The 24,915-nt window shown below is 74.2% G+C and carries 28 protein-coding genes; 16 read left to right on the plus strand and 12 right to left on the minus strand.

Annotated features, from left to right (window positions below; all coding sequences use genetic code 11):
- Window positions 1-19: 19 nt before the first annotated feature.
- Genes COUCH_RS16735 through COUCH_RS16750 form a run of 4 tightly spaced genes read right to left on the minus strand, consistent with a single transcriptional unit; the run spans window position 20 to window position 4,387 of the window.
- Window positions 20-1,384: a multicopper oxidase domain-containing protein gene (locus tag COUCH_RS16735; RefSeq protein ID WP_249613011.1), complete on the minus strand. Its 1,365-nt coding sequence runs from the start codon at window positions 1,382-1,384 to the stop codon at window positions 20-22.
- A gap of 5 nt (window positions 1,385-1,389) precedes the next feature.
- Window positions 1,390-2,589: a hypothetical protein gene (locus COUCH_RS16740; RefSeq protein WP_249613012.1), complete on the minus strand. Its 1,200-nt coding sequence runs from the start codon at window positions 2,587-2,589 to the stop codon at window positions 1,390-1,392.
- Window positions 2,586-3,680 carry a hypothetical protein gene (locus COUCH_RS16745; RefSeq protein WP_249613013.1) on the minus strand — a complete coding sequence of 365 codons (1,095 nt, stop codon included), beginning with the start codon at window positions 3,678-3,680 and terminating at the stop codon, window positions 2,586-2,588. The genes COUCH_RS16740 and COUCH_RS16745 overlap by 4 nt, the downstream gene beginning before the upstream one ends.
- Complete coding sequence (locus COUCH_RS16750) at window positions 3,680-4,387, minus strand: helix-turn-helix transcriptional regulator (RefSeq protein WP_249613014.1); 708 nt, start codon at window positions 4,385-4,387, stop codon at window positions 3,680-3,682. The genes COUCH_RS16745 and COUCH_RS16750 overlap by 1 nt, the downstream gene beginning before the upstream one ends.
- A 67-nt stretch (window positions 4,388-4,454) precedes the next feature.
- Here COUCH_RS16750 and COUCH_RS16755 point away from each other — a divergent pair, with 67 nt between their 5' ends.
- The 3 genes from COUCH_RS16755 to cysK all read left to right on the plus strand — a co-directional run bounded on the left by COUCH_RS16755 (window position 4,455) and on the right by cysK (window position 6,880).
- The gene (locus tag COUCH_RS16755) at window positions 4,455-5,282 is read left to right on the plus strand and encodes a DUF2249 domain-containing protein (protein ID WP_249613015.1); all 828 of its coding nucleotides are present in this window, start codon (window positions 4,455-4,457) and stop codon (window positions 5,280-5,282) included.
- Between the two features lie 159 nt (window positions 5,283-5,441).
- Window positions 5,442-5,990, plus strand: a complete 549-nt coding sequence (gene epsC, locus COUCH_RS16760) for a serine O-acetyltransferase EpsC (RefSeq protein WP_249613016.1) — start codon at window positions 5,442-5,444, stop codon at window positions 5,988-5,990.
- Entirely contained in the window at window positions 5,963-6,880 is a 918-nt protein-coding gene (gene cysK / locus COUCH_RS16765; RefSeq protein ID WP_249613017.1) for a cysteine synthase A, read from the plus strand. The genes epsC and cysK overlap by 28 nt, the downstream gene beginning before the upstream one ends.
- Here the strand turns inward: cysK and COUCH_RS16770 are convergent.
- Genes COUCH_RS16770 through COUCH_RS16780 form a run of 3 tightly spaced genes read right to left on the minus strand, consistent with a single transcriptional unit; the run spans window position 6,877 to window position 9,667 of the window.
- Window positions 6,877-7,404: a NifU family protein gene (locus tag COUCH_RS16770; RefSeq protein WP_249613018.1), complete on the minus strand. Its 528-nt coding sequence runs from the start codon at window positions 7,402-7,404 to the stop codon at window positions 6,877-6,879. The genes cysK and COUCH_RS16770 overlap by 4 nt on opposite strands.
- Complete coding sequence (gene feoB, locus COUCH_RS16775) at window positions 7,404-9,368, minus strand: ferrous iron transporter B (RefSeq protein ID WP_249613019.1); 1,965 nt, start codon at window positions 9,366-9,368, stop codon at window positions 7,404-7,406. The genes COUCH_RS16770 and feoB overlap by 1 nt, the downstream gene beginning before the upstream one ends.
- Window positions 9,365-9,667 (minus strand): FeoA family protein, encoded by a 303-nt coding sequence (locus tag COUCH_RS16780; protein WP_249613020.1) that lies wholly within the window; start codon window positions 9,665-9,667, stop codon window positions 9,365-9,367. Before COUCH_RS16780 ends, feoB begins: the two co-directional genes overlap by 4 nt.
- A 126-nt stretch (window positions 9,668-9,793) precedes the next feature.
- Here COUCH_RS16780 and COUCH_RS16785 point away from each other — a divergent pair, with 126 nt between their 5' ends.
- Genes COUCH_RS16785 through crcB form a run of 3 tightly spaced genes read left to right on the plus strand, consistent with a single transcriptional unit; the run spans window position 9,794 to window position 10,979 of the window.
- Window positions 9,794-10,261, plus strand: coding sequence for a fluoride efflux transporter FluC (locus COUCH_RS16785; protein WP_249613021.1), 468 nt, complete (start codon window positions 9,794-9,796; stop codon window positions 10,259-10,261).
- A complete protein-coding gene (locus COUCH_RS16790; RefSeq protein ID WP_249613022.1) occupies window positions 10,258-10,608 on the plus strand; it encodes a DUF190 domain-containing protein in 351 nt (116 codons plus the stop codon). Before COUCH_RS16785 ends, COUCH_RS16790 begins: the two co-directional genes overlap by 4 nt.
- Complete coding sequence (crcB, locus tag COUCH_RS16795; protein ID WP_249613023.1) at window positions 10,605-10,979, plus strand: fluoride efflux transporter CrcB; 375 nt, start codon at window positions 10,605-10,607, stop codon at window positions 10,977-10,979. The genes COUCH_RS16790 and crcB overlap by 4 nt, the downstream gene beginning before the upstream one ends.
- 48 nt (window positions 10,980-11,027) lie before the next feature.
- On the opposite strand, the gene COUCH_RS16800 is transcribed toward crcB, so the two are convergent.
- Together COUCH_RS16800 and COUCH_RS16805 are read right to left on the minus strand one after the other, a co-directional pair.
- Window positions 11,028-12,095 (minus strand): hypothetical protein, encoded by a 1,068-nt coding sequence (locus COUCH_RS16800; RefSeq protein ID WP_249613024.1) that lies wholly within the window; start codon window positions 12,093-12,095, stop codon window positions 11,028-11,030.
- Window positions 12,089-12,409: a PadR family transcriptional regulator gene (locus tag COUCH_RS16805; RefSeq protein WP_249613025.1), complete on the minus strand. Its 321-nt coding sequence runs from the start codon at window positions 12,407-12,409 to the stop codon at window positions 12,089-12,091. Before COUCH_RS16805 ends, COUCH_RS16800 begins: the two co-directional genes overlap by 7 nt.
- Before the next feature lie 45 nt (window positions 12,410-12,454).
- Here COUCH_RS16805 and COUCH_RS16810 point away from each other — a divergent pair, with 45 nt between their 5' ends.
- A complete protein-coding gene (locus tag COUCH_RS16810) occupies window positions 12,455-12,817 on the plus strand; it encodes a hypothetical protein (RefSeq protein ID WP_249613026.1) in 363 nt (120 codons plus the stop codon).
- A 208-nt stretch (window positions 12,818-13,025) separates the two neighbouring features.
- Here the strand turns inward: COUCH_RS16810 and COUCH_RS16815 are convergent, their stop codons facing one another.
- Window positions 13,026-14,192: a cysteine--1-D-myo-inosityl 2-amino-2-deoxy-alpha-D-glucopyranoside ligase gene (locus COUCH_RS16815; RefSeq protein WP_249613027.1), complete on the minus strand. Its 1,167-nt coding sequence runs from the start codon at window positions 14,190-14,192 to the stop codon at window positions 13,026-13,028.
- Between the two features lie 688 nt (window positions 14,193-14,880).
- Between COUCH_RS16815 and COUCH_RS16820 the strand changes: the two genes are divergently transcribed.
- Together COUCH_RS16820 and COUCH_RS16825 are read left to right on the plus strand one after the other, a co-directional pair.
- Complete coding sequence (locus COUCH_RS16820) at window positions 14,881-15,345, plus strand: hemerythrin domain-containing protein (RefSeq protein ID WP_249613028.1); 465 nt, start codon at window positions 14,881-14,883, stop codon at window positions 15,343-15,345.
- A 34-nt stretch (window positions 15,346-15,379) separates the two neighbouring features.
- Complete coding sequence (locus COUCH_RS16825; protein WP_249613029.1) at window positions 15,380-16,957, plus strand: ABC transporter permease; 1,578 nt, start codon at window positions 15,380-15,382, stop codon at window positions 16,955-16,957.
- Between the two features lie 16 nt (window positions 16,958-16,973).
- Here COUCH_RS16825 and COUCH_RS16830 read toward each other — a convergent pair whose 3' ends face one another.
- Complete coding sequence (locus tag COUCH_RS16830; protein WP_249613030.1) at window positions 16,974-17,213, minus strand: NIPSNAP family protein; 240 nt, start codon at window positions 17,211-17,213, stop codon at window positions 16,974-16,976.
- Window positions 17,214-17,394: 181 nt separating this feature from the next.
- Here COUCH_RS16830 and COUCH_RS16835 point away from each other — a divergent pair, with 181 nt between their 5' ends.
- The 7 genes from COUCH_RS16835 to COUCH_RS16865 all read left to right on the plus strand — a co-directional run bounded on the left by COUCH_RS16835 (window position 17,395) and on the right by COUCH_RS16865 (window position 23,730).
- A complete protein-coding gene (locus tag COUCH_RS16835; protein WP_249613031.1) occupies window positions 17,395-17,583 on the plus strand; it encodes a hypothetical protein in 189 nt (62 codons plus the stop codon).
- A 58-nt stretch (window positions 17,584-17,641) separates the two neighbouring features.
- Entirely contained in the window at window positions 17,642-18,277 is a 636-nt protein-coding gene (locus COUCH_RS16840) for a flavin reductase family protein (RefSeq protein WP_249613032.1), read from the plus strand.
- A gap of 81 nt (window positions 18,278-18,358) precedes the next feature.
- On the plus strand, window positions 18,359-18,739 hold the full coding sequence (locus tag COUCH_RS16845; RefSeq protein WP_249613033.1) for a YbaB/EbfC family nucleoid-associated protein: 381 nt from the start codon (window positions 18,359-18,361) through the stop codon (window positions 18,737-18,739).
- Window positions 18,740-19,057 (plus strand): type VII secretion target, encoded by a 318-nt coding sequence (locus COUCH_RS16850; protein ID WP_249613034.1) that lies wholly within the window; start codon window positions 18,740-18,742, stop codon window positions 19,055-19,057.
- A complete protein-coding gene (locus COUCH_RS16855; RefSeq protein WP_249613035.1) occupies window positions 19,054-20,358 on the plus strand; it encodes a WXG100 family type VII secretion target in 1,305 nt (434 codons plus the stop codon). The genes COUCH_RS16850 and COUCH_RS16855 overlap by 4 nt, the downstream gene beginning before the upstream one ends.
- Window positions 20,359-20,365: 7 nt before the next feature.
- Window positions 20,366-20,782, plus strand: a complete 417-nt coding sequence (locus COUCH_RS16860) for a hypothetical protein (RefSeq protein WP_249613036.1) — start codon at window positions 20,366-20,368, stop codon at window positions 20,780-20,782.
- Between the two features lie 104 nt (window positions 20,783-20,886).
- On the plus strand, window positions 20,887-23,730 hold the full coding sequence (locus COUCH_RS16865) for an FAD-binding and (Fe-S)-binding domain-containing protein (protein ID WP_249613037.1): 2,844 nt from the start codon (window positions 20,887-20,889) through the stop codon (window positions 23,728-23,730).
- Here the strand turns inward: COUCH_RS16865 and COUCH_RS16870 are convergent.
- The gene (locus COUCH_RS16870) at window positions 23,717-24,787 is read right to left on the minus strand and encodes a M15 family metallopeptidase (protein ID WP_249613038.1); all 1,071 of its coding nucleotides are present in this window, start codon (window positions 24,785-24,787) and stop codon (window positions 23,717-23,719) included. The two genes, COUCH_RS16865 and COUCH_RS16870, sit on opposite strands and share 14 nt — an antisense overlap.
- Between the last annotated feature and the right edge of the window lie 128 nt (window positions 24,788-24,915).

A 24,915-nucleotide genomic window follows, 5' to 3' on the forward strand; every position in this document is an offset into this window, starting at 1 on the left:
ACCGTTTTTCAGTGCCGGTTCAGCGGCCGGTCACTTCGATCATCCCGCGGGCGCCGCGGTCGGCGTCGGCCATGACATGGCTGACGAACGGGTAGTGGCCGGCCTCGGGGAGCACGGTCTCCACGAAGCCGCCGGCCGCCGGGCCGAGCGGCAGCACCTGCGCGCCGCCCGGGTCCGAGGGACGCAACTGGTAGCGGCCCTCGGCATAGACGGTGTCGAACTGGGCGCCGACGACGTGGAAGGACGTGTCTCGGTTCGGGCCGGCGTCGAGCACCCAGATGCGTACGCGCTCACCCGCACGGGCCGTCAGCGGGCGGTGGGTGTACTGGGCGGCGTACCCGTTGAACGCCACGGCGTCCGGGTGGTCCGCCCGCATGGCGGCCAGGTCGCCGCCGCGGTAGAGCTCCGACTGCACGAGGACGTACTCGCGGTCGGCGCGGGCGAGGCCGGGCGGGTCGATGATGACGGCGCCGTACATGCCGTTGCCGAGGTGCAGCAGCATCGGCATGGTCGAGCAGTGGTACATCCAGATGCCGGCCTTCGTGGCGGTGAACCGGTAGGTGAGGCGCTGGCCGGGCTCGATCGGCCGCATCGGCAGGTCCGGGGCGAGGGCGCCGGCGTGGAAGTCGACGCCGTGGTCGACGGTGCCGTCGTTGATGAGCGTGACCACGAAGGTGTCGCCGACGCGGCCCCGCAGCGTGGGACCGGGCACCATCCCGTCGTACGTCCACATCGTCTGCCGCACGCCGGGCGCGATCTCCAGCTCGACCTGACGCACGTGCAGCGTGACCTCGTGCAGGCGCCCGGGCGGCACGGCCGGCGCCGCCGCGTCGCGGGCCCGGAAACCGGGTCCCGGGTCGGCCATCGTGTCGACGGTGGCGGCCGCCGCGGGGACGGGCGCGTCGCCGGTGGCCGCGGGCGCGGCGGACGTCCCGTCGGTCTCGCCGGTGGCCGCCGGTGCGGCGGAGGGCCCGTCGGTCGAGACGGTCAGGGTCATGCCGGCCTGGCGGTGCCCGGGCAGCGAGCACCAGCCCTCGACGGTGCCGCCGATCACCCCGGCGTCGAGGCGGGCGCTGCGGCCGGCGCCGACCGTACCGGTCCGGGCGCCGCTGGCCAGGACCAGGTCGTGGCGCCGCCGGTCGTGGTTGGTCAGCTCGATGACGAGCCGGTCGCCCGCCGGTACGGTGATCCGCTGCGGACGGAAGCGCATGTCCTCGACCATCACCGCGACCGTGGTGGTGTGCCCGGTGGCGGCGACGGTCGTCGTCGCGGCGGCCGTGACCGGGTCGCCGCCGGCCATCCGTTGCGCGGCGACGCCGGTCAGCGTGGCGAGGACGACCAGGGCGACGCCCGTGGCGAGGCCGCCGAGGGGCCGGTCGGACATGATGATTACCTCCGGTCGAGCAGGAGCAGGCGGGCCGCGGGCAGCAGGAACTGCACCAGCGCGGCGAGCAGCAGCAGCGAAGTGGTGATCCGCACGTACGGGCCTACCGGCAACAGGAACACGACCAGCGCGGCGTTGGTCATGGCCAGCCGTTGCGGCCAGCGGCGGTCCAGGGCGGCGGTGCGTTCGCGGACCCGGATCGGGCCGCCGCCCAGCGCCATCGGCAGCAGGTACGTGAGCGCGCCGAGCAGGATCTGCGCGACCGACCCGACGAGCAGCGGCGTCAGCACGACGCCGAAGGAGTCGGCCGCCGCGTCCGGGCCCGCCGCGCGCAGCAGGGTGGCCGCGTCGACGGCGAGCGCGACGGGCAGCCATGCCGCGCCGGCCGCGATGGACCAGGCGGCGAACGACACCGGCGGCTTCTGCCGGGCGGCCCGGGCCGCGGGCAGCGCGGTGACCAGCACGGCGACGGCGAAGACGAGCAGCCCCGCCACGGCGACGAGCGGCCACCACGCCAGCACGCCGAGGGCGATCAGCCCGATGCCGCCCACGGCGGTGAGCAGCGAGGTCCGGGAAGCGGCGGCCGCCGCCGGGTCCATCCGCGTCCGCAGCACCGTCGGCCACAGCGTGAGGATGGTGCCCAGCACGGTGAGCATGACCCAGCCGAGCAGGTTGACGTGGGCGTGGAACAGCAGGATCCGCGACCGGGCCGGGGCGTCGGCGACCAGCATCCATGCGCCGGCCGGTATTCCGGTGAGCAGCGCCACCGCAGCGGCCAGGTAGTAGTGCGCGGTCACCGCGAACCGGGCGGGCAACGCGGACCGCACCCGTGCGGCGAGCCACGCCAGGTGGGCCGCGACGGCGGCGAAGACGGCGGCCGCGCCGGCCACACCGAGCCAGGGGCGGTCGGCGGTCCCGCCGGCGAGGACGGCCACCACCCCGGCGTTGAGCAGCGCCAGCCGGGAGACCTCGGCCCGCCGGTGCGAGGGTGCGGGGACACGCAGGACGGCCGCGGTGAAGTGCGCGCTCCACACGAGAATCGCGTTCGTCGCCGCGCCCAGCAGCAGCAGGTGGATGGCGAGCCAGCGCCACGCGGGCAGGAACGGGTGGACGAACGCGAGCACGACCAGCGCGGCCAGGTACGCGGCGGGCAGCAGGCCGGCCCGCCGGTGCCAGGTCGCCCGGCCCGTGGAGGTGACGCTCATGCGGGAACCCGGCTGCGGGTGGCCGACACGGCGACGGCGCACGCGAGGAAGAGCAGGATCGACGCGACGTTGGCCACGCCGGACCAGCGCCAGACCGGTTCGAGCCCTGCTGCGTCGCCCACTGCCACGCGGAGCAGCAACGAGCCGTGCAGCAGCGCAAGGGGCAGGTACAGCACCGGGCGGTAGGGGAGGGGCCGGCGCAGCACGGCGGGCAGGATCACCGGGGCGTGCACGAAGATCATCGAGAGCGTGAAGCCGAGGAAGACGGCGTGCAGGGTGGCGTCGTAGCGGGCGCCCGTCCCGGTCCGTCCGGCCCCGGCCCAGAGCAGGCCGGCGAGGGCGAGCCAGGCGTATCCCGTGAGCAGGCCCGCGGCGACGTAGCGGGGCACGCCCGTGCCGCGCACCGTGTGCCGGGCGACGTCGAAGACCGCCAGCCACGCGGTGACGGCCAGCAGCGCCAGGCCGAACAGCTGCGTACCGGAATGCGGCCACACGCTCGCGGCGGTGGCCCCGGTGATCAGGGCACCGAGCGTGGCCAGGAACCAGCGCTGCGCACCGGGGGTGGTGAGCGCGACGTGGGCCAGCTCGAGGCGTTCGCCCGCGATGGTGGCGACCACGAAGACGACCATCCACGGTACGGCGTCAGCGACCGCGAAGCCCGCCAGCCAGAGCAGGGTGGCCGCGTACCAGGCGAAGGCCCCGGCGCCCTGGGCGAGCAGGGCGACCGACTCCTGCCGCCTCCACAGTGCCCGGTAGATGGCGAGCAGCCCCACGCCGCCGGCCATCAGCAACAGCTTGCCGGGCAGGGCGGGACCGGTGACGAGCAGGAGCAGCGCGCCCGCGGCGGAGCACGCCGGTGCCAGCAGGGCGGGGCGGCGGCCGAGCGCCACCGCGCGTTCGAGGGCGATCAGGGTGCCGACGAAGCCGAACACCATGACCGGCCCGTGGACCTCCTCGATAGCGGTGCCGGGTGCGGGGACCGCGGTGCCGAGCAGCAGCAGGGCCGCGTACAGGCCGCCGAGCAGGGCGAGCGCCGCACCGGCCAGGACGGGTACGCGCAGGCGGACCGGGAGGCCGGCCGCCGCCGGCATCACGGTTCCCCGGCGGCGCGGCGGCGCGGCAGCGGAAGGCGGACGACGCAGGCGTGCGGCGCGCCGAACGGCTCCAGCACGGTCCCGTCGCCGTCCTCGCCGCGGCTGTCCAGGACGCCCTGGATGACGCCGGCGTGCAGCCCGCACATGGCGTCCGGGTTCTGGCCGACCAGCTCGAGGAACGGGCAGGTGTGCAGGTGCAGCTCGGCGCCGGCGCCGGGCTCTTCGGGCCGGCTCCGGGGGGTGAAGCCGAGCCCGTCGAGCACGGCGCTCACCGTGTCCACGGGGTCGTCCTGGGCGGGGGTGGACGCGGCGAGCTGCCGTCCCCAGTCGCGCCCGACCCGGCCGGCGGCCTCCCGGGTGTCGCCCTGGCCGCGCGGCAGGTGGGCGAGCAGGGCCGCGGCGAGCGCCCGGTACGGCGCGGGCGCGGGGTCGGCGGAGGTGGTCCGGTAGCGCCAGGCCGGCCGCCCCGGCAGGCCTCCGCTCGCGCGGGCCTTGACGAGCAGTCCCGCCTCCACGAGCCGTTCGAGGTGGGCGCGGGTGGTCGACAGGTGCTGGCCGGTGGCGGTCGCCACGTCGGCGGCGGTCAGCCCGCCGGCCGCGTCGCGCACCAGCCGCAGGATCGTGACGCGGCTCGCCGACCCGAGGGCGCGGTGGCGCGGGGTGTCGATCGTCTCGCCGCTCGGGCCTGTACCGGAGGTTTCCACGGTGCTAAACGTTATAACGTCGAATGACAGCAAAACCAGGCCCCGGCCGAATTTCGAGGAGCGCGCCATGTCACAGTCCGACCGAACCGCCGCAGCCGCCGTCGTCGCCCACCACGAGCAGCTCGCCGCCGCCCTGACCCGGCAGGTCGCAGAGCTCGTCGAGGCCGCGGCCATCGGCAGCCTGCGGCGCACCTGGGCGGTGCGGGACGCGCTCGTCGGCTGGGTGCACACCGAGCTGCTGCCGCACGCGTACGCCGAGGAGGAGGCGCTGTACCCGGCCGCGGCCCGGCGCCCGGAGGCGAAGCTGCTGGTCGACGGCATGCTGGGGGAGCACCGGGCGATCGCGGAGCTGGTCACCGAGCTGGAGACCACGCCGTCCCCCGTGGCCGCCGCGGCGGCCGCCCGGGCGCTGCGCGCGGTGTTCGAGGCACACCTCGCCAAGGAGAACGAGCTGATCGTGCCGGTGCTGGTGGAGGCCGGCGACGTCGACCTCGCGGCGCTGCTCGCTGGCATGCACGAGCTGCTCGGCGAGGACGACACGCCGGCCGGGTCCGGGTCCGGGTGCGGATGCGGCGGCTGCGGGTGCGGCGGGAACTCCTCCGCAGCGGCGGAGGCGCCGGCCCCGGCGCTCAGCATCGACGCGCGGATCGACGTACGGGCGCTCCCGCACGCGCAGCGGCACGCCACCGTGCTGGCCGCCGTCGACGCGGTGCCTGCCGACGGCGCCCTCGTGCTCGTCGCACCGCACGCCCCGCTGCCCCTGCTCACCGAGATCGACCGGCGCTACGCCGGGCAGTTCGCCACCGAGTGGCTGCAGGACGGCCCCGACGTCTGGCAGGTACGCCTGCAGCGGGCGGGTCTTTCGGCCCTGTCCGGCGCGGATGCGCGTGGATAGCGTGGCGTCCATGATCGAGAGGGGTACGCGACGCCGGCTGGCCGGCTACCGATTCGCCGTACCCCTCGCCGGCACGCACGTGCGCCGCGTCTTCGACGAGCGCTGTCCGGGGCGCTGACTCCGCAGCCCCTGTTCACGCCTTCCTCGAAGGAAATCCTCGTGCTGGACGACGTCCGCGCCGCGTGCCGGCGTGACCCGGCCCTGTACGGCATCCACCGCGCCGAGGTCCTGCTCTACCCCGGCCTCTGGGCCGTCTGGGCGCACCGCCTCGCGCACCGGCTGCACCGCCGGGGCGTACCCCTGCTGCCCCGCCTGATCTCCCAGGCGGTGCGCAACGCGACGGGGATCGAGATCCACCCCGGCGCCGTCGTCGGCAAGCGACTGTTCATCGACCACGGCGCCGGGGTCGTCATCGGGGAGACCGCCCGCATCGGCGACGACGTGACCATGTACCACCAGGTCACCCTCGGCGGGCGCGGGTGGCGCCGCGACCCCAAGGGCAGCCGGCGCCACCCCACCGTCGGCGACCGCGTCGTGCTCGGCGTCGGCGCCACCGTGCTCGGGCCCGTCCACATCGGCGACGACGCCGAGATCGGCGCCCTCTGCCTCGTCCACTCCGACGTCCCGGCCGGCGCCCGGCTGCGGGCGCCGGCACCCTGCGTCACCCTCGGGAGCCCACCATGGTCCACGACGACATCACCGCGCTGATCGGCCGGACGCCCCTGGTGCGGCTGTCCCGCTTCGAACCGGGGCTGCCGGCCCGGCTGCTCGCGAAGCTCGAGTCCGCCAACCCCGGCGGCAGCGTCAAGGACCGCATCGCGCTCGCCATGATCGAGGCGGCCGAGGCCACCGAGGAGCTGCGGCCGGGCGTCCCCATCGTGGAGGCGACCAGCGGCAACACCGGCATCGGCCTCGCCATGGTGGCGGCCGCGCGCGGCTACCGGCTGACGCTCACCATGCCGGAGAGCATGAGCGCCGAGCGGCGGGCGTTGCTGGCCGCGTACGGCGCCGAGCTGGTCCTGACGCCCGCGGCGGAGGGCATGCGCGGCGCGGTGGCCCGGGCCGTGGAGATCGCCGACGAGCGGCGCGCGTTCCTGCCCCGGCAGTTCGACAACCCGGCCAACCCCGAGGTGCACCGGCGCACCACCGCGCTGGAGATCTGGAACGACACCGACGGCGACCTGGACGCGGTCGTCGGCGGGGTCGGCACCGGCGGCACGCTGACCGGCGTCGGCCAGGTGCTCAAGGAGAAGAACCCCGGCCTGCGCGTGTACGCCGTGGAACCGGCCGAGTCCCCGGTCCTCTCCGGCGGCGCCCCCGGCCCGCACGGCATCCAGGGCATCGGCGCCGGCTTCGTGCCCGAGGTGCTCGACCCCACCGTGTACGACGAGGTCGTCCGCGTCGGCGTGGACCAGGCCCGGTCGGCCGCCCGCCGGCTCGCCCACAGCGAGGGCATCCTGGCCGGCGTGTCCAGCGGCGCCGCCCTGTACGCCGCGGCCCGCGTGGCGCGGCGGCCGGAGTTCGAGGGCCGCACCGTGGTCGTCGTGCTTCCCGACACCGGCGAGCGGTACCTGAGCACGCCGTTGTTCGAGGCCTAAGCGCTGCTGACCACCCGGCGCACGCCGGGACACCGGCGCCGCAGCTCGTCCTCGAGCCGGTGGCGCAGGGTGATCCCGGCCGCCGGGCAGCCGTGGCAGGCGCCGGACATGCGTACCGTCACCACGCCGTCGCGGACGTCCAGCAGCTCGATGAGGCCGCCGTGGGAGAGCGCCAGCTCGCCCGCCCGGCCGTCGATCAGCGCGGCGGCCGCGGCCCGCAACGGCTCGTCCGCGTCGCCGGCGCCGGCCGGGGTGTGGGTCCAGCCGGCCGGGTCGGCGAGCGCCTCGTGCAGGGCCGACCGTACGCGGGACCCGTCACGTGCCCAGCTCCGTCCCGCGGCCAGTTCCGTGACGACGGCGGTGGCCTCCACCCGCACAGCCGCGAGCGTCCCGTCGCGCAGCAGCGTGGCGAGCGCGGCCGGGACGGTGGCCGGGACGCCGGTGAACGGCAGCACGCCGGCCGGGGTGATCCAGCGCAGCCGGTCCGGCCGTCCCGGGCAGGGCTGGGGGTGGATGGGGACCATCAGCCGGCCCCGGTCAGCAGGGCGGTGACCGTCCGCGCCAGCAACGCCATCACCCACGCCAGCGTGGTCAGGTAGCCGAACGCGATCAGCGGCCATTTCCAGCCGCCCGTCTCGCGCCGCAGGATGCCGACGGTCGCCATGCACTGCAGCGCGAAGGCGAAGTACACCAGCAGCGCCGCGATGGTCGGCGCGGTGAAGACCCGCTGACCGGCGCGCGGGCCGTCGGGGTACGTCATGGCCCGCAGCGCCTCAGCGGGTTGCTCGGCGTTCTCAGCGGCGGCGACCTGGCCGAGGGTGGCGACGAAGGTCTCGCGGGCCGACTGGGCGGACAGCACGCCGATGGAGATCCGCCAGTCGAAGCCCAGCGGCGCGAACACCGGTGCGACGCCGCGCCCCAGCGCAGCCGCATAACTGTGGTCGGTGACGTACGCGGACACCGACCGGTCGTCACCCGGGTCCACGCCGTGTGCCCGCAGATCCGCGGCGGAGTGGACGGGCAGGTTGAGCAGCAGCCACAGCGCCACCGTCGTGACCGTGATGATGGTCGAGCACTTCCGTACGAACGACCGCGCCGACTGGCCCATGGCGATGAGCACCGAGCGCAGCGTCGGCATCCGGTACGGCGGCATCTCCATGTAGAACGGCATCGCCGTGCCCCGGCGCCCGCCGATCTTCTTGAACGCCCAGGCCGCGAGCATCGCCGACACGGCGCCGAGCAGGTACATGGCGAACATGACCAGGCCCTGCAGGCCGAGCGGTCCCACCCGGGCCGAGGGGTCCACCAGCAGCCCGATGAGCAGCACGTACACCGGGAGCCGGGCGGAGCAGGTGATCAGCGGGGCGGCCATCATCGTGGCGAGCCGGTCGCGGGCCGACGGCAGCGTCCGGGTCGCCATGATGCCCGGGATCGCGCACGCGAAGGACGACAGCAGGGAGACGAAAGCCCGTCCCTCCAGGCCCGCACGTGCCATCACCCGGTCCATCAGGAACGCGGCCCGCGACATGTAGCCGACGCCCTCGAGCACCGCGATGAGCAGGAACAGCAGCATGATCTGCGGGACGAACACCATGACGCCGCCGACGCCGCCGATCAGGGCGTCGCCGAGCAGCCCGGCCAGCCACGGGCTGTGGACGTGGGTGCTCACCACCGTGGAGAGCCAGCCGAAGAACGACTCGACGTACCCCTGCAGCGGCGCGGCCAGCCGGAACACGACCTGGAAGAACAGCACCATGACGGCCAGGAACACGAGCGTGCCGGCCACCGGGTGCAGCAGGACCGCGTCGACGCGCTGCGTGGTCCGGTGCCGGCCCGGCGGCCGGTAGCCGGCGAAGGCCAGCACGGACTCGGCCCAGGCGTCGAGCTCGGCGCGGTCGGCCGGCGGCGCCAGCACCGGCGCCGGCCAGGACCGCCACTCGCCGATCAGGTCGCGCAGCCGGTCCGCGCCGTGCCCGCCGCGGCCGATCACCGCGACCGCGGGTACGCCGAGCGCCTGCCCGAACGCCTCGACGTCCAGGGCGCCCTGCCGTGCCGCGAGCTCGTCGGTGAACGTCACGACGACCGCGCTCGGCAGCCCGCGCCCGATGATCTCGGCCGCGAACCGCAGGGAGCGGCGCAGCGTGGTGGCGTCGACGACGACCAGCACGGCGTCCGGCGGGGCCTCGCCGTCCAGCCGGCCGTCCAGCACGTCGACCATGACCTGCTCGTCCGGGCTGATCGGCGCGAGGCTGTAGGTGCCGGGCAGGTCCTCGATCAGGTAGCGGTGGCCGTGGATCCGGCTCGTGCCGACGAACCGGGAGACGGTGACGCCGGGGTAGTTGCCGGTCTTGGCGCGCAGGCCGGTCAGCGCGTTGAAGATGCTGGTCTTGCCGGCGTTCGGGCTGCCGACGAGCGCGAGGCGCGGCGTCGCCACGCCGGCCACCCCACCGCCGACGTGGTCGCCTGCCGCCCCGCAGTGCTCGCTCATCCGTCGAGCTCCCGCGCCAGCAGGTACGCCGCCTGGGCGCGGCGCAGGCACACGTCGTAGTCGCGTACGCGGTAGATCGTGGGATCACGGAGCGGCGCCCGGCGGACGACCTCCACCTGCGAGCCCGCGGTGAAGCCGAGATCCTCCAGGCGGCGTACGACCGCGGCCGGCGCGTCGGCCGCGGTGCCGGTCACCAGCACCACGCTGCCCGGCGGGAACTCCGCGAGGGGCGCGGTCCGCCCGTCCGGCGGCGCGGAGAGCAGGCCGGCGGGCGCGGCCGTGGGCGTCACTCGAGTCACCCGCCAACTGTAGAGGTAAGGCTTGCTTAACCGGCTCCGCTGGAATCCCTGCAAATAGTTGACCTTCGGCCCTGCCACCGGCGGCGATAGAGTGGCGGATGCATGCCACTGGTGGAGGGAACGCTGGTGTCTCAGTCCACCGGACTGCCGACGGATCCGGACGTCGACCTGCACGTCGCCACGCAGCGGCGGCAGTCGTCATCGCCCGTGCTCGGCGCCGTCGCGGTCGGCGGCGCGCTGGGGGCGCTCGCCCGCTACGGCCTGGCCACCGCGTGGCCGCACCCGCCGGGCGGCTTCCCGTGGGCGACCTTCGTGACGAATGTCTCCGGCTGTCTGCTCATCGGCATCCTCATGGTGCTCATCACCGAGGTGTGGTCGGCGCACCGGCTGATCCGCCCGTTCCTCGGCGTCGGCGTGCTGGGCGGTTACACCACCTTCTCCACGTACACCGGTGAGGTGCAGCAGCTGGTCGCCGCCGGCGCCGCCCGTACCGGACTGCTCTACCTGGCCGGCACGGTCTTCGCCGCGCTCGCGGCGGTGTACGCCGGCGTCTCGATGACCCGCCTGGCGACCCGCCGGAGGGGTGCCTCATGAGGATCGAGGAGCCCGCGGCACGGCTGACCGTCTTCATCGGCGAGGACGACACCTGGCACCACCGGCCGCTGTACCACGAGATCGTGCACCGGGCGCACGCCGCCGGGCTGGCCGGCGCGTCCGTGCTGCGCGGCATCGAGGGGTACGGCGCGTCCTCGCGGATCCACACCACCCGGCTGCTGTCGCTGTCCGAGGACCTGCCCGTCGCCGTGATCATCGTGGACCGCGAGGACCGGATCCGGGCCTTCCTGCCGCAGCTCGGCGAGCTGGTCGGCGAGGGCCTCGTGATCCTCGACCCGGTCGAGGTGATCCGGTACGTGGGCCGTACCGCGCCGGGTGACCCGTGACGGCGCTGCTGGTCATGCTGGGCGCCGCGATCGGGGCGCCGCTGCGCTACCTCGCCGACCGGGCGGTGCAGGCGCGTCACGACTCGGTGTTCCCGTGGGGCACGTTCACCGTCAACGTCACCGGCTCCTTCATCCTCGGGGTGCTGCTGCACGGGGTCGCGGTGCACGCCGTGCCGGGCAGCGTCAACGCGCTGCTGGGTACGGGACTGTGCGGGGCGCTGACGACGTACTCCACGTTCGGGTTCGAGACCGTGCGGCTGCTGGAGCAGCGGGTCCGGGCGTACGCGGTCCTCAACGTGGTCGCGAGCGTGGTCGCGGGCCTCGGCGCGGCATTCTGCGGCATCGCCCTCGCCGAGGCGGTCTGGGGCTGACCCGCACGGCGCCACCGCCCCGGCCGGCGCCATCACCGGCGCAGGTGGTCACTCCGTCGCCAGGGTGGCGGGGCGGCCCGGCAGCCCGGCCAGCCAGATCGCCAGGACGGTGACCAGCGTGGCGTAGACGTACGGGCGGTCGCCGCCGGTCACGAGCAGCGTGTACCACCAGGGTGCGACCGGCTCGTCGGTGAGCGGCGTCGCGTGCGGCGCCGCGATGAGCAGTCCCGCCATCGGCAGGACCGCGAAGCTGACGATGACGCCTGCCGCCGCCGTGAGCTGGGGGAGGCCCCGGCGGCGGGCGGCGCGGCGGTGCAGGCGGCAGGCGGCGAGCCAGGCCGCGAGCGTCGCCGGGGCCCCCGCCGCCAGGACGGGCAGCGTGTGCAGGTGCTGGTACGTGGCCGGGCGCACCAGGTACGAGGCCGTCGCCTGGTTGCGGTACCGCCCCGTCGAGACGTCGAGGGTCAGGTGGTCGCGGTGGGCGGTGAACCTCCACAGCGAGTCGTGGGCGAGGTCGACGCCGACCACGTCCGGGGTCATCTCGTCGTGGACGTCGGTGTCGACGGTCCAGCCCCGCGCCCGGAGCCGGTCGCGGGCGGTGCGGAGGTCGGCCTCGAAGTCGCGCTCCAGCGGCACCGCGCTCACCTCGAAGGTCGTGGCGCCCGCCAGCGTGTTGTCGTCCACGTCGCTGTCGAAGACCGGGGCTGCGGGCGTACCCGTGACGGTCCGGCCGGGAAACACCGTGCCGGCCAGCTCCCGGGCCTGCGCCGCGGACATCATCGGCGGCGGTGGGGTCCAGGTGAGGCGGCCCGCGGCGGCCCCGGCGAACATTCCGGCCGTGACGGCGAGCAGGGCGATGGGTACGGCGGTGCCCGATCCCTTCTGGGGCCTGATCGCCCAGCCGCCGCCGGCCCACGGGCCCCTGCGGGCGGCCAGGTGCAGCGACGGCAGGGTCAACGCGGCGATCGCCAGGTACCGCAGCCGGGACGCGCGGCCGTGCCGGGCCAGCTCGGCGAGGTCGCCGCGCCATTCCGCACGCTGACGGTCGCGGAAGCCGGCGGGCAGCATCCGGGCGAGGAGGGCGATCGCGACCCGTTCGAGCAGCGGCGTCACCACGCCAGCTCCCCGCCCGCCGTACCGGGGCGCCGCTTGCGGGCGGCCTCGGCGAGCGCCGTACGCCCGGCCTCGACGCCCTCGGCGGTGAGCCGGTAGTAACGGCGCCGGGGCCGGCCGGCGGCGGAGGCGTCGACGTCCTCGACGCGGCTCTCCAGCCATCCGGCGTTCTCGAACGCGACCAGGATCGGGTAGACGCTGCCCGGCTCGAGCCCGGCCTGCAGGGCGAGGTCGAGGCCGTACCGCTCGGTGGTGGGATCGGCCAGCAGCGCCCGCAGCAGCAGGAGCCGCGGGATCGTCATCCGGTGCACACCCATGGTCTTATTCTATATAGGGTGCGCAAGGCCCCTAGGATCCCCGTCGTGACGCTGAGGTATCTGGGCTCCGTGCCCGACGACGAATGGCGGGCGCTGCTCCGCGAGCACCTGGACCGTGCGGACTCGTTCCGGGTGCACGTGCCGGACGGTGCGGGTCAGCTGAGCCACGGACGCGCCGACTTCCTGGCGCTGCCGGGGGTCGAGGTGCGGTCGTGGAGCGGGATGCGCGATGCCGTCGAGATCACCGGTCCGCTCACCCCGGCCGTCCGGGAGATGTTCCTGCGGATGGAGCCGTCGCTCGAGTCGTTCGATCCGGAACACAAGCTCTGGGACTACGAGCTCGTACGCGACGGCACCGTGATCCTGTCGATCGGCGACTACCACGATCTGCAGATCGCATCGGACTGAGCGACGCCGGGCCGTCGGGCCCTGCGGACCGGGACCTCGGCCCTGACGTGCGGCACCGCCGCGCCACCAGACTGGGGGCAGCAACGACGCCTGAGGAGCCCGGCATGTGTGTCATCGACCCGTCGCGTCCCTGCGGGAGCTGCCTCGCGGCGGGACCACAGGAGTGCCCGTACCTGTATCTGCTCGACGCGGACGAGCTCGCCGCCGTTCAGGCCGGCGCCAGTACCCTCAGCAGCAGCCGTGCGGCCTCGCCGCCGTCCGCCAGGGCGGTCTCGACGGCGCGCGGGACGTCGAGGTCGTCGAGCAGCGCCGTGACGACCGCGGTCGCGGTTCCGGCAGCGCCGCCGGGACGCCCGGCCGCCGCGTAGAGGTCCTCCAGCCGGGAGGCCGCCCGGTCGAGGTCGCCGGGACGGTACTCCCACTGCGCGTGCCACGGCCGGTCGAGGACGAGCATCCGTACCGTCGCGGGGGAGTGGTCGCGCAGGAGGTCGGCGACCAGGGTGAGGTTGCCCGTGCTCTTCGCCATCTTCGCGCCGCCCTGGTGGACCGCGCCGACGTGCAGGCGGGCCCGGGCGAACGGCGCCACCGACGTCACCGCCTCGACCATCGCCGCCTGGTAGGCGTGGTGCGGGAACGCCAGGTCCGCGCCGCCGGCCAGCACGTCCACGCTCGCCCCGAGCACCGACAGCGCCATCGCCGCGCACTCGGCGTGCCAGCCCGGCCGTCCCGGGCCCCACGGACCCGGCCAGGCCGGCTCGCCCTGCGCCGACGGGCGCCACACCGCCACGTCGAACGGGTCGTCGCGGTCCGGGTCGTGCGGGTCGTCGCCGAACTCGGCGCTGCGCGCCAGCGCCACCTCGCGGGGCAGCCCGGAATCAGCCGCGACCTGCGCGCCGCGGAAGAACACGAAGCCGTTGCGGACGTACGCGCGGTCCGCGGCCAGCAACGCCTCGGCGAGCTGCTGAACCGTACGGATGTGGTGCCGCGCCCTCGGTTCGTGTGCCGGGCGGCGTACCCGCAGCGCCGTCATGTCCTTGTCGAAGGCGTACTCCTGCTGCAGCGCGAACTGTGCGAAGTCGCTGCCCCGCGCGCCCGCCGCCCGGGTCAGCACGTCGTCCACGTCGGTGACGTTGCGGCAGCCCACCGTCTCCACCCCGCACAGCCGCCACACCGAGGCGAGCAGGTCCGACCAGACGAACGTCGAGGCGTGCCCCAGATGCGTCACGTCGTACGGCGTGATCCCGCAGGTGTAGAGCCGCGCCGTGCCCACCACGGGCAGCCGTGCCCCGGACAGCCGCAGCGCCGCACCGGGCCCGGCCAGATCGGTGCGCCGCGCGGGGGCGCTTTCGGCAGAGGCCGCGCTGGGTGAGGTCATCCGCCCATGATGTGCCCGTCCGGGCCGCGCGCGCCACCGGCCGGGGCTGGAGAGGGCCGGAGGTCCGGGCCGGCGTGACCAAGGTCCGTACCGGCGCGCGGGTCCCGCGGATCATGCTGGCAGGTGAGGGGGCCTCAGGCACGAAGGAGCAGGCCATGGACACCATGCGGCACCACGGCAGAATCGTGCTGATCACCGGGCGGGCTCGGGCATCGGCCGGGCCGCCGCGATCCGGTTCGCCGGCGAGGGTGCCCGGGTGGTGGCCACCGACGTCGACGGGGCGGCCCTGGACGGCACGCTGAAGCAGACCGCCGACGCCGGTGGGCCCTCGAACGCCTCGGCCGGTCGTTCGGCAGGAGCCGCATTCCGGCGCAGCCGGACGAGATCGCGGCGCTGGTGTCCTGGCTGGCCGGCGTCGAGCTCGGCAACGTCAACGGCGCCGTCATCACCGCCGACGGCGGCTTCATGGCTTGACCCCCCGCCGCCGGGCGGCCGATGACACTGCCCCGGCGGCGAACGGCACGGACGCCGGACCTCGAAGCCCCCTCAGGGCCGGCGTCCGTGCCCCTCTACGCCCGCAGGTCCCGTCGGTGCGGGCCCAAAGTCCCTGGCCGGTCGCGGTCGGCGCGGCGACAGTGGAAGGGTCCGGCGGTGTGCCGGGGCCGCGTTTCGAGCCGGGAGTCAGATCATGTGTGAGTACTGCGGCTGCCAGTCCGTCACCGCCATCGAGGAACTGACCCGCGAGCACGACGAGGTGGTCGCGATGATCGCCGAGGTGCGCACCGCCCACGCCGCCGGGGACGTGGCCCGCATGGCCGAGCTGGCCCGCGCCATCAGCACCGTCCTCGAGCCGCACACCGTCGTCGAGGAGGAGGGCCTGTTCCCGCTGCTGACCGACGACTTCCCCGACCACGTGGCCGCCCTGCGCGACGAGCACCGCCGCGTCGAGGCGGTCCTCGGCGCGGCCGCCACCGGCGTACCGGCCGACGGCGCATGGCCGGAGGACCTGATCGCCACCCTGGAGGTGCTGCGCGAGCACATCCTCAAGGAGCAGGATGGGGTGTTCCCCGCCGCGCTGACCACCCTCGGCGGGTCCGACTGGGACACGGTCGACGCGGTCCGCTCGCGGGTCGGCATCCGCCTCCCGGCGTAGGGCGGCCCGCCGCCCGCGAGGAGGTGAGGTCCCGATGACCGGTACGCGGGACCTGCTGCGCTTCATGCTCCGCCGCGAACGCGCCGCGCTGCCGTGGTGGCTGCTGGGCGCCGCGCTCCTCGTGCTGGTGCAGTCCGCGCAGAGCCAGAAGCTGTACGACAGCCCGGAGGCCCTCGAGCGGCTGCGCCGGACGATCGGCGGCAACACCGCGGTGATCGCGATGAGCGGGCCGGCCCGGCTGCTCGACTCCATCGGCGGCGAGATCGTGTTCGAGATCTTCGCGTTCGCCGCGATCGTGGTCGCGCTGATGAGCATGTTCCTGGTCGGCCGGCACACCCGCGCCGAGGAGGAGACCGGCCGCGCCGAGCTGATCCGGTCGGGCCGGGTGGGGCGGCAGGCCCTGCTCGCGGCGGCGCTCGCCCTGACCGGCCTGGCGAACCTCGCGGTGGCGGTCCTGATCTTCGCCGTGGCGGCCGGCACGGGCCTCCCGGCCGGCGGCTCGCTGCTGTTCGGCGTCGCGATGGCCGCCGTGGGCCTCACGGTCGCCGCCGCCACCGCGGTCGCGGCACAGGTCTTCGAGAGCGTGCGCGCCGTGTACGGGGCGGTCGGCCTCGGCATCGGGGCCGCGTACGTCCTGCGGGCCGCCGGGGACGCCGGCAGCGGCACCCTGTCCTGGGCCTCGCCGATCGGATGGGGGCAGCGCACGTTCCCGTACGCCGGTGACCGGTGGTGGCCGCTGCTGCTGCCGCTCACGGTGACCGTGCTGCTCGTGACGCTCGCCGTGGCCCTGTCGCGGCGGCGTGACTTCGGCGCGGGCCTGGTGGCACCCCGGCCCGGCCGGGCCCGGGCGGCCCGGTCGCTGCGCAACGCGTGCGCGCTGGCGTGGCGCCTGCAGCGGGCGAGCCTGGCCGGGTGGGCGGCAGGGCTGGCTCTGCTCGGCGTCGCGTACGGCTCGGTCGCAAACAGCATCGAACAGTACGTCAAGGACAACCCGGAGATCGCGAAGTTCCTGCCGGGCGGTGCGGCGGACGTCGTCGACGCGTACCTGGCGCTCACCGTGAGCCTCGCGGCGCTGATCGCTGCGGCGTACGGCGTGACCACGGTCCTGCGGCTCCGCGCCGAGGAGACCTCCGGGCGGGCCGAACCGGTGCTGGCCACGGCGACCGGGCGGCTGCCCTGGCTGGCCGGGCACCTCAGCGTGGCCCTGGCCGGCGGCGCGCTCCTGCTCGTCGCGTTCGGGCTCGGTGAGGGCACGACGTACGCAATGATCATCTCCGATGCCGGCCAGGTGCCGCGGCTGACCGGCGTCGCGCTCGCGTACCTGCCGGCGGTGTGGCTCGTCATCGCCGTCGTGGTGCTGGCGTTCGGCTGGGCGCCCCGCCCGGCCGCCGCGGTGGGCTGGACCGCCGTCGGCTACTGCACGGTCGTCGCCCTCTTCGCCGACTCCTTCGACCTGCCGGGCTGGGTGCAGGCGGCATCCCCGTTCGTCCACACGCCGCAGGTGCCGCTCGCGGACCTCGGACCGGCCCCGCTGACCACCATCGTCCTGGTGGCTGCCGCCGCCATCGGCGCCGGCTACCTGGGACTGCGCCGGCGCGACGTCGGCTACTGAGATGCCCGGCCGCGGCTCACGGCCGTGACGGCAACAGCGAGCGCATGAACGTACGGTCATAGCGGCGCACGCATCCGCTCTCGTCCCGGATCGGATCGGCGGCGACGAAGTCCGGGTCGACGCCGAAGCGGGCGCGACAGCGCTCGTGGCCGGCCAGGCCGGGGAACGAGAACAGCGCCCGGGCCCGGTCGCCTACACCCTCGGCGGGCAGGACGTAGCCGTGGTGGATCTCGTAGTCCACAACGCAGGTGATCACCCACCGTTCCTCCACCCGGCGACGGCCCCGGCGCCCGCCCGTGGCATCGCCGCGGCCATGACTGAGGGATCCCGCCCGCCGGGCGTCGGCATGGTGGTGCTGCGTCCCGGGCCTCACCCCGGCCGGCCCGCGCGCCTTCGCGGTCGCGATCGACCTCACCGCGGGCGCCGTCACCGCGGGCGTGGTCGCGGAACACGCCGGCGGCACGCCGCAGGTCCGCGAACCGCACGTCTTCGAACGCTGGCAGTGGTGGCCGCTCACCGGCCTGCCCCACCCGCTCTTCCCGGCGAGCGCCGCGGTGCTGGCGGTGTGGTGCGGCACGCCGGTCCCGGACGGCTGGTCGGCGCACCGCATCACCGACGACTCGTAGCCGACGAGAGGTCCGAAAGCCGCCAGCGGCACCGCCCTCCGCCGGGAAGCATGGCGGCATGCATGTGGTACCCGGTCTCAAGGTCCTCTATTTCGGCACCCCGGTCGTGCTGGTCAGCACGACCAACCCCGACGGCTCGCCGAACCTCGCCCCGATGTCGTCGGCCTGGTGGCTCGGCAGCTCCGGCATGCTGGGCCTGGGCGACGCCGGCCAGACGTCGGCCAACCTGCGCCGGCACGGTGAGTGCGTGCTGAACCTCCCCTCATCGGCGATGGCTGCGGTCGTCGACCGCATCGCGCTGACGACCGGGCGTGCCGAGGTGAGCGGGTACAAGCGGGCGCAGGGATACCGGTACGTGCCGGACAAGTTCGCCCTCGCCGGCCTCACCCGGCAGAGCTCCGACCTGGTCGCCCCGCCGCGGGTGGCGCAGTGCCCGATCCAGCTGGAGTGCCGGGTGACCGCGACGCACCCGTTCGGCGCCCCGGGCGTCACCGCCACTGCCTTCGAGGTCGAGGTGCTGCGTACGCACGTCGACGAGCACCTGGTCATCCCCGGCACCAGCCACATCGACCCGCTGCGCTGGGACCCACTGATCATGAAGTTCACCGAGTTCTTCGGCGCCGGCGTCAACGTCCACCCGTCACGGCTCGCCGCCGGCTGGCAGATGCCGGCCCTCCGCCCGGCAGACGCCTGACGCTGCGCTGTGCGACGCCGGATAGCGGCCGTCGCGATGCACTAGCGTCGGCCTCGACGTCCCGTCGACCTCGGAGGTGCTGTGTTCCACGGCCATGACTTCGACGCAGCCGAACGCATCGTTGACGGATGGCAGGAGGGCTTTGAGCGGCGTGCCGCGCGGGCGCACGACCTTGCCGGCCGGATCGGCGAGCTGCAGGCGTCGGCTCGCAGCGCTGACGGCCTGGTGGAGGTGACTGTGGGAAGTACGGGCGAGCTACTCGATCTGCACCTCGATGAGGATGTGCGACGGCTGCCGGCGACCCAGATCACACAGCGGATCATGGTTGCCGCTCGGGCAGCGCGCGCCGAGCTGTTGAAGAAGGTGACTGTCGCAGTCGATGACACCGTGGGCGCCGACACGGAGTCCGGCCGCGCGATCCTGGCGGGCTATCGGACCGTCGACACCGGGCGGGGGCTCTGAATGGGGAGCGAGCGATTCGAGGTTCGCCCCGGCGACCTCCTGGCGCACCGTACCCATGTCGACGCCATAGCCCAGCAGGTGGAGCAGGCGCGGTCAGCAGGCGGGATCATCCGCGCCGACATCGGCGCGTACGGGAAACTGTGCACGATCGTGCCGGCCATGCTGAACACGTTGCAAAGGGTATTGATCGACGGGGTCGCCGGCGCCGCTGAGGACCTGCGTGTGACAGGCGACAAGCTGCAGGCCACCGCAGACGACTACAACGGCATGGATCGGACCCGGGCCGCCGCAGTCCGGGCGGCCGGGAACAGCCTGTGACCGCGAACCCGCTGGTCGCCCATCCCGCCCATGGCGGACCCGGCGCATGGGCGGGGATCGCCCTCGCCGAGGACGTGGAACAGATCGTCCAGGGCGTGCAGAACGGGTCGTGGATCGACGGCGCGCTGGGTGCCGTCAGCGCCGGTCTGGATGCCCTCGCATTCGTCTCCGACCCGATCGGAGGGCTGCTGCAATACGGCGTCGCATGGCTGATCGAGCACGTCAAGCCGTTGTCGGAGGCGCTGGACTGGCTGGCCGGCGATCCGGGGCAAATAGCCGCTCAGGCCCAGACGTGGCGCAACATTTCCGGGAGCCTCTCTGATGACGCCGACGGCCTCGGGCAGGCCGTTCGCCACGACCTCAGCGAGTGGGTCGGCTCGGCCGCGGACGCCTACCGCTCCCATGCCGGGCAGCGCGCGGACACGTTGCGAATCCTGGGCGGGGCCTCCGCGGGCATGGCGCTGATGGTCGAGGGCGCAGGCATGCTCATCGGCACCGTCCGGATCATGGTCCGTGACGCCATCGCGACACTGGTCTCCCGCCTGGCCGTGTATGCGGGCGAGGTGGCGGGATCGTTCGGCCTCGCGACGCCGCTCGTCGTTGAGCAGGTCTCCACGCTCTGCGCGTCCTGGGCTGCCAAGATCGGCCGCTGGCTGAAGCAGTTGTTGTCCAGCCTCCGCCGACTCGGCTTCGCCATGGACGAGCTGAGCGGGTGCGTGCGCGCGTTGCGCCGCAGCGACGTCGCCGACGAGACCGCGGACCTCATGGGCCGCCGCTCTGACTGGGCCGGCCGTAACCCCGGGGAGCACCCGCAGGAGCCCTCCCGGCCGGCCGACAGTCACCTGCCGTCGGGTGACCCCGTCTACTACAGGCCGAACAGCACTGCGGTCGGATACGACTCGCAGACCGTCACCAACTTCGATCGAGTGCGGCCGGAACCGGGATACCACGACGTCGTCGTGCACGGCGAACGCAACGGGTTGTTCCGGCCGGGGGTGATCGGCGAGGACGGCGCTGACTATCCCGCGAACTACACCCATCCGAACCAGATCGCCGACGCCGTACGGGGCAATCCTGCGTACACGGGTGGCCCGGTCCGGTTGATCTCCTGCCACAGCGGAACGGTGGACCCCGGTGCCGGCGCCATTCCGGCCGGCCAGGAAGTGGCGAATGCGCTGGGCGTGCCGGTCAAAGCGCCGACGGACGCGGTCGGTGTGAACCGGTACGGTTCGGCGCAGCAGGTGCCCAGGATCCGCGACGGCGGCACCTGGGTGACGTTCTATCCGCAGACTGCCGACTGAGGTGCCCATGGTGAAGACAGCCGGGATGTTCGTGGAGTTGGGCCAGGGCCTGCACCCGGCACCGCCGCAGAGCATCAGGGACCACATCGCGCCGGCCCCGCTGCCCGACGCCGACCGCGTGGTGGCGTACCTCGAGGGGGGTCACCCCCTCATCGACATGATGGATCTCGAGAACGATGCGTTGGATCCGCAGCGGCAGGTCCTGAACGGCAGTTCGATCCTCACGGACGGGGAGTGGCTGTGGCGGCAGGACTTCGCGTACTACGTTCGCCGTCACAATGTCGCTGTGCCGGACCGGATGCTCGCTGCTATCCGTGAACGGCACTACATCGTGCCGGATGCGTCCGTGGAACGGCTCACCGAGCTAGCGGCAGTGGCCGAGGAGCTGGCCTTCGGGCCTGCGGGTGGCGTGCCCGCGGAGTGACGGCGGGTCTGCATGGCGGGATGCGGGGGATCCCGTCGCCGGGGTGGGCCGGCCGGCCGGGATATTCTTCGGCTCATGTGTTCAGCAGCCGCGGTGCCCGCCCCGTGACCAGCGCAGACCTTGGTGCGCGTCTCCGCCGGGCCGGTGTCGGCGACGTGCTGGACGACGCCACGAACCGGGCGATGTACGCGTCGGACGCCTCGCTGTACCGGGTGGTGCCGCGGGCCGTGGTGCGGCCCCGGTCCGAGGACGAGGTGGCGGCCACGCTGGCCGTGTGCCGGGAGCTCGGGGTGCCGTTGACCGCCCGCGGCGCCGGGACGTCGGTGGCCGGCAACGCCATCGGGCCCGGTGTGGTGGTGGACTTCAGCCGGTATCTGAACCAGGTGCTCGAGGTCGATCCGGCCGCGCGCAGCGCGCGGGTGCAGGCCGGGACGGTGCAGGCGGCGCTGCAGGCGGCGGCCAAGCCGTACGGGCTGCGGTTCGGGCCCGATCCGTCCACCCACAACCGGTGCACGATCGGCGGCATGATCGGGAACAACTCGTGCGGGGCGCGGACGCTCGGGTACGGGCGGACGTCGGACAACGTGCTGGCGTTGTCCGCGCTGACCGTGGACGGGTCGCGGCTGGTCACCGGGCCGGAGCCGAGCGGCGCCGAGCCGATCACGGCCGCGTTGCGCGAGGTCGTCGGCGCGAACCTGGCGGTGGCGCGCACCGAGTTCGGGCGGTTCGGCCGGCAGGTCTCCGGGTACGCCGTCGAGCACCTGCTGCCCGAGCGCGGCTTCAACCTCACCGAGTTCCTGGTGGGCAGCGAGGGCACGCTCGCGGTGGTCACCGAGGCGACCGTACGGCTCGTCGCGGACCCGGCGCACCGGGTGCTGGTCGTGCTCGGCTACCCGGACTTCGGTACGGCCGGCGACGTCATCCCGGCGATTCTGGAGTTCGCGCCGACCGCGTGCGAGGGCATCGACTCGCGCATCTGCGAGGTGCTGCGCAGCCGGCGCGGGCCGGGTTCGGTGCCGCCGCTGCCCGGCGGCGAGGCGTGGCTGATGGTCGAGCTGGCCGGCGACGACCTCGGCGAGGTGCGTGAGCGGGTCGCGAAGCTGGTCGCCGCGGCCGCCGCGGTCGACTCAATGGTGGTCGAGGACCCGGTCGCCGCCGCGCCGCTGTGGCGGATCCGGGAGGACGGCGCCGGGCTCGCCGGGCGGGCCCCCTCCGGGCTGCCCGCGCACGCCGGCTGGGAGGACGCCGCCGTACCGCCGGCGCGGATCGGCGCCTATCTGCGCGACTTCGACGTGCTGGTCGACCGGCACGGGCTCACCGCGATGCCGTACGGGCACCTGGGCGACGGGTGTGTGCACGTACGGCTGGACTTCCCGCTCGACAAGCCGGGCGGCCCCGGCCGGTTCCGGGCGTTCCTGGAGGACGCGGCCGACCTGGTCGTCTCGTACGGCGGGTCGCTGTCCGGCGAGCACGGCGACGGGCGGGCCCGCAGCGAGCTGCTGACCCGGATGTACTCGCCGGCCGCGATGGACCTGTTCCGGCAGATCAAGCGCACCTTCGACCCGGAGGGCCTGCTCAACCCCGGCAACCTGGTCGACCCGGATCCGGTGGACGCCAACGTGCGCGTGGCGCGGGCGCGCCCGGTCCGGCAGCGGCTGGCGCTGGCGTACCACGGCGACGACGGCGACTTCAACCAGGCCGTGCACCGGTGCACCGGCGTGGGCAAGTGCCGGGCGGACAACACCGGCACCGGCGGTGTGATGTGCCCGTCGTACCTGGCCACGAGGAACGAGAAGGACTCGACCCGCGGCCGGGCCCGGGTGCTGCAGGAGATGCTGGACGGCGACCTCGCCCCGTCCTGGCGGTCGCCCGCGGTGCACGACGCGCTGGACCTGTGCCTGTCCTGCAAGGGCTGCCTGTCGGACTGTCCTACCGGGATCGACATGGCCTCGTACAAATCCGAGGTGCTGCACCAGAGCTACACGCGGCGGCTGCGGCCGCGTTCGCACTATTCGCTGGGCTGGCTGCCCCGCTGGTCCCGGCTCGCCTCGCGGATGCCGCGGCTGGCCAACCGGATGATCAGCCTGCCCGGGCTGCGCCGGATCGCGCTGTACCTGGCCGGGGTGGACGCGCGCCGCTCGATCCCGGCGTTCGCCGACCGGACGTTCCGCGGATGGCACGCGCAGCAGCAGCAGCAGCAGCCGCCCGCCGCCGGCAAGCCGGTCGTGCTGTTCGTCGACAGCTTCACCGACCACTTCGCCCCCGAGGTGGCGCGCGCGGCGGTCGAGGTGCTCACCGCCGCCGGGTACGCGCCCCGGATCACGTCCAAGGACGCCTGCTGCGGGCTGACCTGGATCACCACCGGTCAGCTGGACGCGGCGAAGCGGATCCTCGGCCGGACGGTGTCGGAGCTGCGGGCGGCGGCCGAGGACGGGATCCCGATCGTCGGCCTCGAGCCGTCCTGTACGGGCGTGCTGCGCAGCGACCTCACCGAGCTGCTCGACGGGGAGGCGGCCAGGAAGGTCAGCGCCGCCACGGTCACCGTCGCGGAGCTGCTCTCGCGTACCGAAGGGTGGTCGCCGCCGTCGCTCGACGGCCGGAAGGTGATCGCCCAGCCGCACTGCCACCACCACGCCGTCATGGGGTGGTCGCCCGACGCCGAGCTGCTCGCCGCGGCGGGCGCGGACGTGGTGCGCCTGGGTGGCTGCTGCGGCCTGGCGGGCAACTTCGGCGTCGAGCGCGGCCACTACGAGGTGTCCGTGCAGGTCGCGGAGCAGCAGCTGCTGCCGGCGCTGCGGGCGGCGGGCCAGGACGACGTGTTCCTGGCCGACGGCTTCTCCTGCCGCACGCAGTCCGCGGACCTGGCCGGCGTGCGCGGCAAGCACCTCGTGGAGCTGCTGCGAGACGGCATGCGGCAGGAGAAGGGCGGCCCGGTCAGCCGCCGGTGATGGACCAGTGCCAGGCCTCCGACGGCAGGTTCTCGAAGCCGTACCGGCCGGCGTGCGCCGACAGCCACCGGAATCCGGCGCTGTCGCGGGTGAGCGTGCGGCCGTCCGCGGTGATGTCGACGGCCAGACCGAGCTCGTGCAGCGACGTGCCGGGGATCGCCGTCGGGACGCGGCACGACGACGCCGGCGCGGTCCAGACGTTCGGGCAGCCGTTGATCTTGCGCAGCTCGATCTGCCGCTGCTTGGTGCGGAACCCGCCGCCGGACAGGTCGACCCCGTCGGCCTTCGCGGCGCTCAGCATCTGCCCGAACGCGTACGCGACGTTCCGGTGCACGGTGATGCCGTTGACCGACGTGGTGTCGGCGACGGTGAACGTGCCGCGCACCTGGGCGACGACGTCACGGCTGAGCGCGGAGGCCTGGGTGGCGTAGGCGGCACGCTGGGCGTCGGCGGCCTTCAGCCTGCGCTGGTTCGTGACGATGGCCGCGTACGTGCGGTCCCACGCGGTCCCGGCCGCGTCGAGGTTGCCGGTGGCGGTCGAGGCGGCGGCCTGTGCCGTCTTCAGCGCCGCCGCGGCCGTACGGGCCTCGGTCCGGCGGGCGGCGGTCATCGTGGCCGAGGCCGTGACGGCGTCCTTCGCCTTGTCCACCGCGGCGGCGTTGCGCGGGCGCTGCTGCGACGCCACGGTCAGGTTGTTGCGGGCGGTGGCCAGGGCCTCCCGGGCCAGCGCATACCGGGTCCGCGCGACGGCGTCGGTGGCGACCGCGGTGGTGACCACGTTCTGCGTGTCGAGCTGGGTGGCCCGGCGCTGGGTGAGCCGGTCCGCCCAGGTCGCCAGGCTCGCCCGCTGGGCGGCGAGGGTCTCGCGCAGCCGCAGGTACGCCGGGCTGGGCGTGAGGCTGCTGTGCATCAGCGACGCCCACTTCCGGGCCACCGCGGGTGTCGACGCGGAGGCCGCCGTGGGTGTTGCCGCGGTCGTCAGGAACACGGCGAGCACGGCGACGATCGCTGTGGTGGACGGCTGCCACGCGCGGGCACGGATATGTCGGGTGGTCATCGGGCGTACGCTCCTCGGCCTGGGCGGTCGGGGCGGGACGGCGGCCGGCGCCGGGTCCCGCATGTCGTCCAGTCGAGTTTTGGGTCCGCCGGGTGCAGCCCCGGCCCAGTGCCGGAGCGGACGGGTTG

The sequence above is a fragment of the Couchioplanes caeruleus genome (assembly GCF_023499255.1).
In the GTDB taxonomy this organism is placed as follows: domain Bacteria; phylum Actinomycetota; class Actinomycetes; order Mycobacteriales; family Micromonosporaceae; genus Actinoplanes; species Actinoplanes caeruleus_A.

Coding starts and splice junctions, on each gene's coding strand:
- COUCH_RS16745 (WP_249613013.1), bottom strand. CDS start 3,680: ATGCCGGCGGCGGCCGGCCTCCCGGTCCGCCTGCGCGTACCCGTCCTG.
- COUCH_RS16790 (WP_249613022.1), top strand. CDS start 10,258: ATGAGGATCGAGGAGCCCGCGGCACGGCTGACCGTCTTCATCGGCGAG.
- COUCH_RS16770 (WP_249613018.1), bottom strand. CDS start 7,404: ATGGTCCCCATCCACCCCCAGCCCTGCCCGGGACGGCCGGACCGGCTG.
- COUCH_RS16870 (WP_249613038.1), bottom strand. CDS start 24,787: ATGACCACCCGACATATCCGTGCCCGCGCGTGGCAGCCGTCCACCACA.
- COUCH_RS16820 (WP_249613028.1), top strand. CDS start 14,881: ATGTGTGAGTACTGCGGCTGCCAGTCCGTCACCGCCATCGAGGAACTG.
- COUCH_RS16850 (WP_249613034.1), top strand. CDS start 18,740: ATGGGGAGCGAGCGATTCGAGGTTCGCCCCGGCGACCTCCTGGCGCAC.
- COUCH_RS16840 (WP_249613032.1), top strand. CDS start 17,642: ATGCATGTGGTACCCGGTCTCAAGGTCCTCTATTTCGGCACCCCGGTC.
- COUCH_RS16825 (WP_249613029.1), top strand. CDS start 15,380: ATGACCGGTACGCGGGACCTGCTGCGCTTCATGCTCCGCCGCGAACGC.
- COUCH_RS16815 (WP_249613027.1), bottom strand. CDS start 14,192: ATGACCTCACCCAGCGCGGCCTCTGCCGAAAGCGCCCCCGCGCGGCGC.
- cysK (WP_249613017.1), top strand. CDS start 5,963: ATGGTCCACGACGACATCACCGCGCTGATCGGCCGGACGCCCCTGGTG.
- COUCH_RS16860 (WP_249613036.1), top strand. CDS start 20,366: ATGGTGAAGACAGCCGGGATGTTCGTGGAGTTGGGCCAGGGCCTGCAC.
- feoB (WP_249613019.1), bottom strand. CDS start 9,368: ATGAGCGAGCACTGCGGGGCGGCAGGCGACCACGTCGGCGGTGGGGTG.
- COUCH_RS16755 (WP_249613015.1), top strand. CDS start 4,455: ATGTCACAGTCCGACCGAACCGCCGCAGCCGCCGTCGTCGCCCACCAC.
- COUCH_RS16805 (WP_249613025.1), bottom strand. CDS start 12,409: ATGGGTGTGCACCGGATGACGATCCCGCGGCTCCTGCTGCTGCGGGCG.
- COUCH_RS16740 (WP_249613012.1), bottom strand. CDS start 2,589: ATGAGCGTCACCTCCACGGGCCGGGCGACCTGGCACCGGCGGGCCGGC.
- COUCH_RS16735 (WP_249613011.1), bottom strand. CDS start 1,384: ATGTCCGACCGGCCCCTCGGCGGCCTCGCCACGGGCGTCGCCCTGGTC.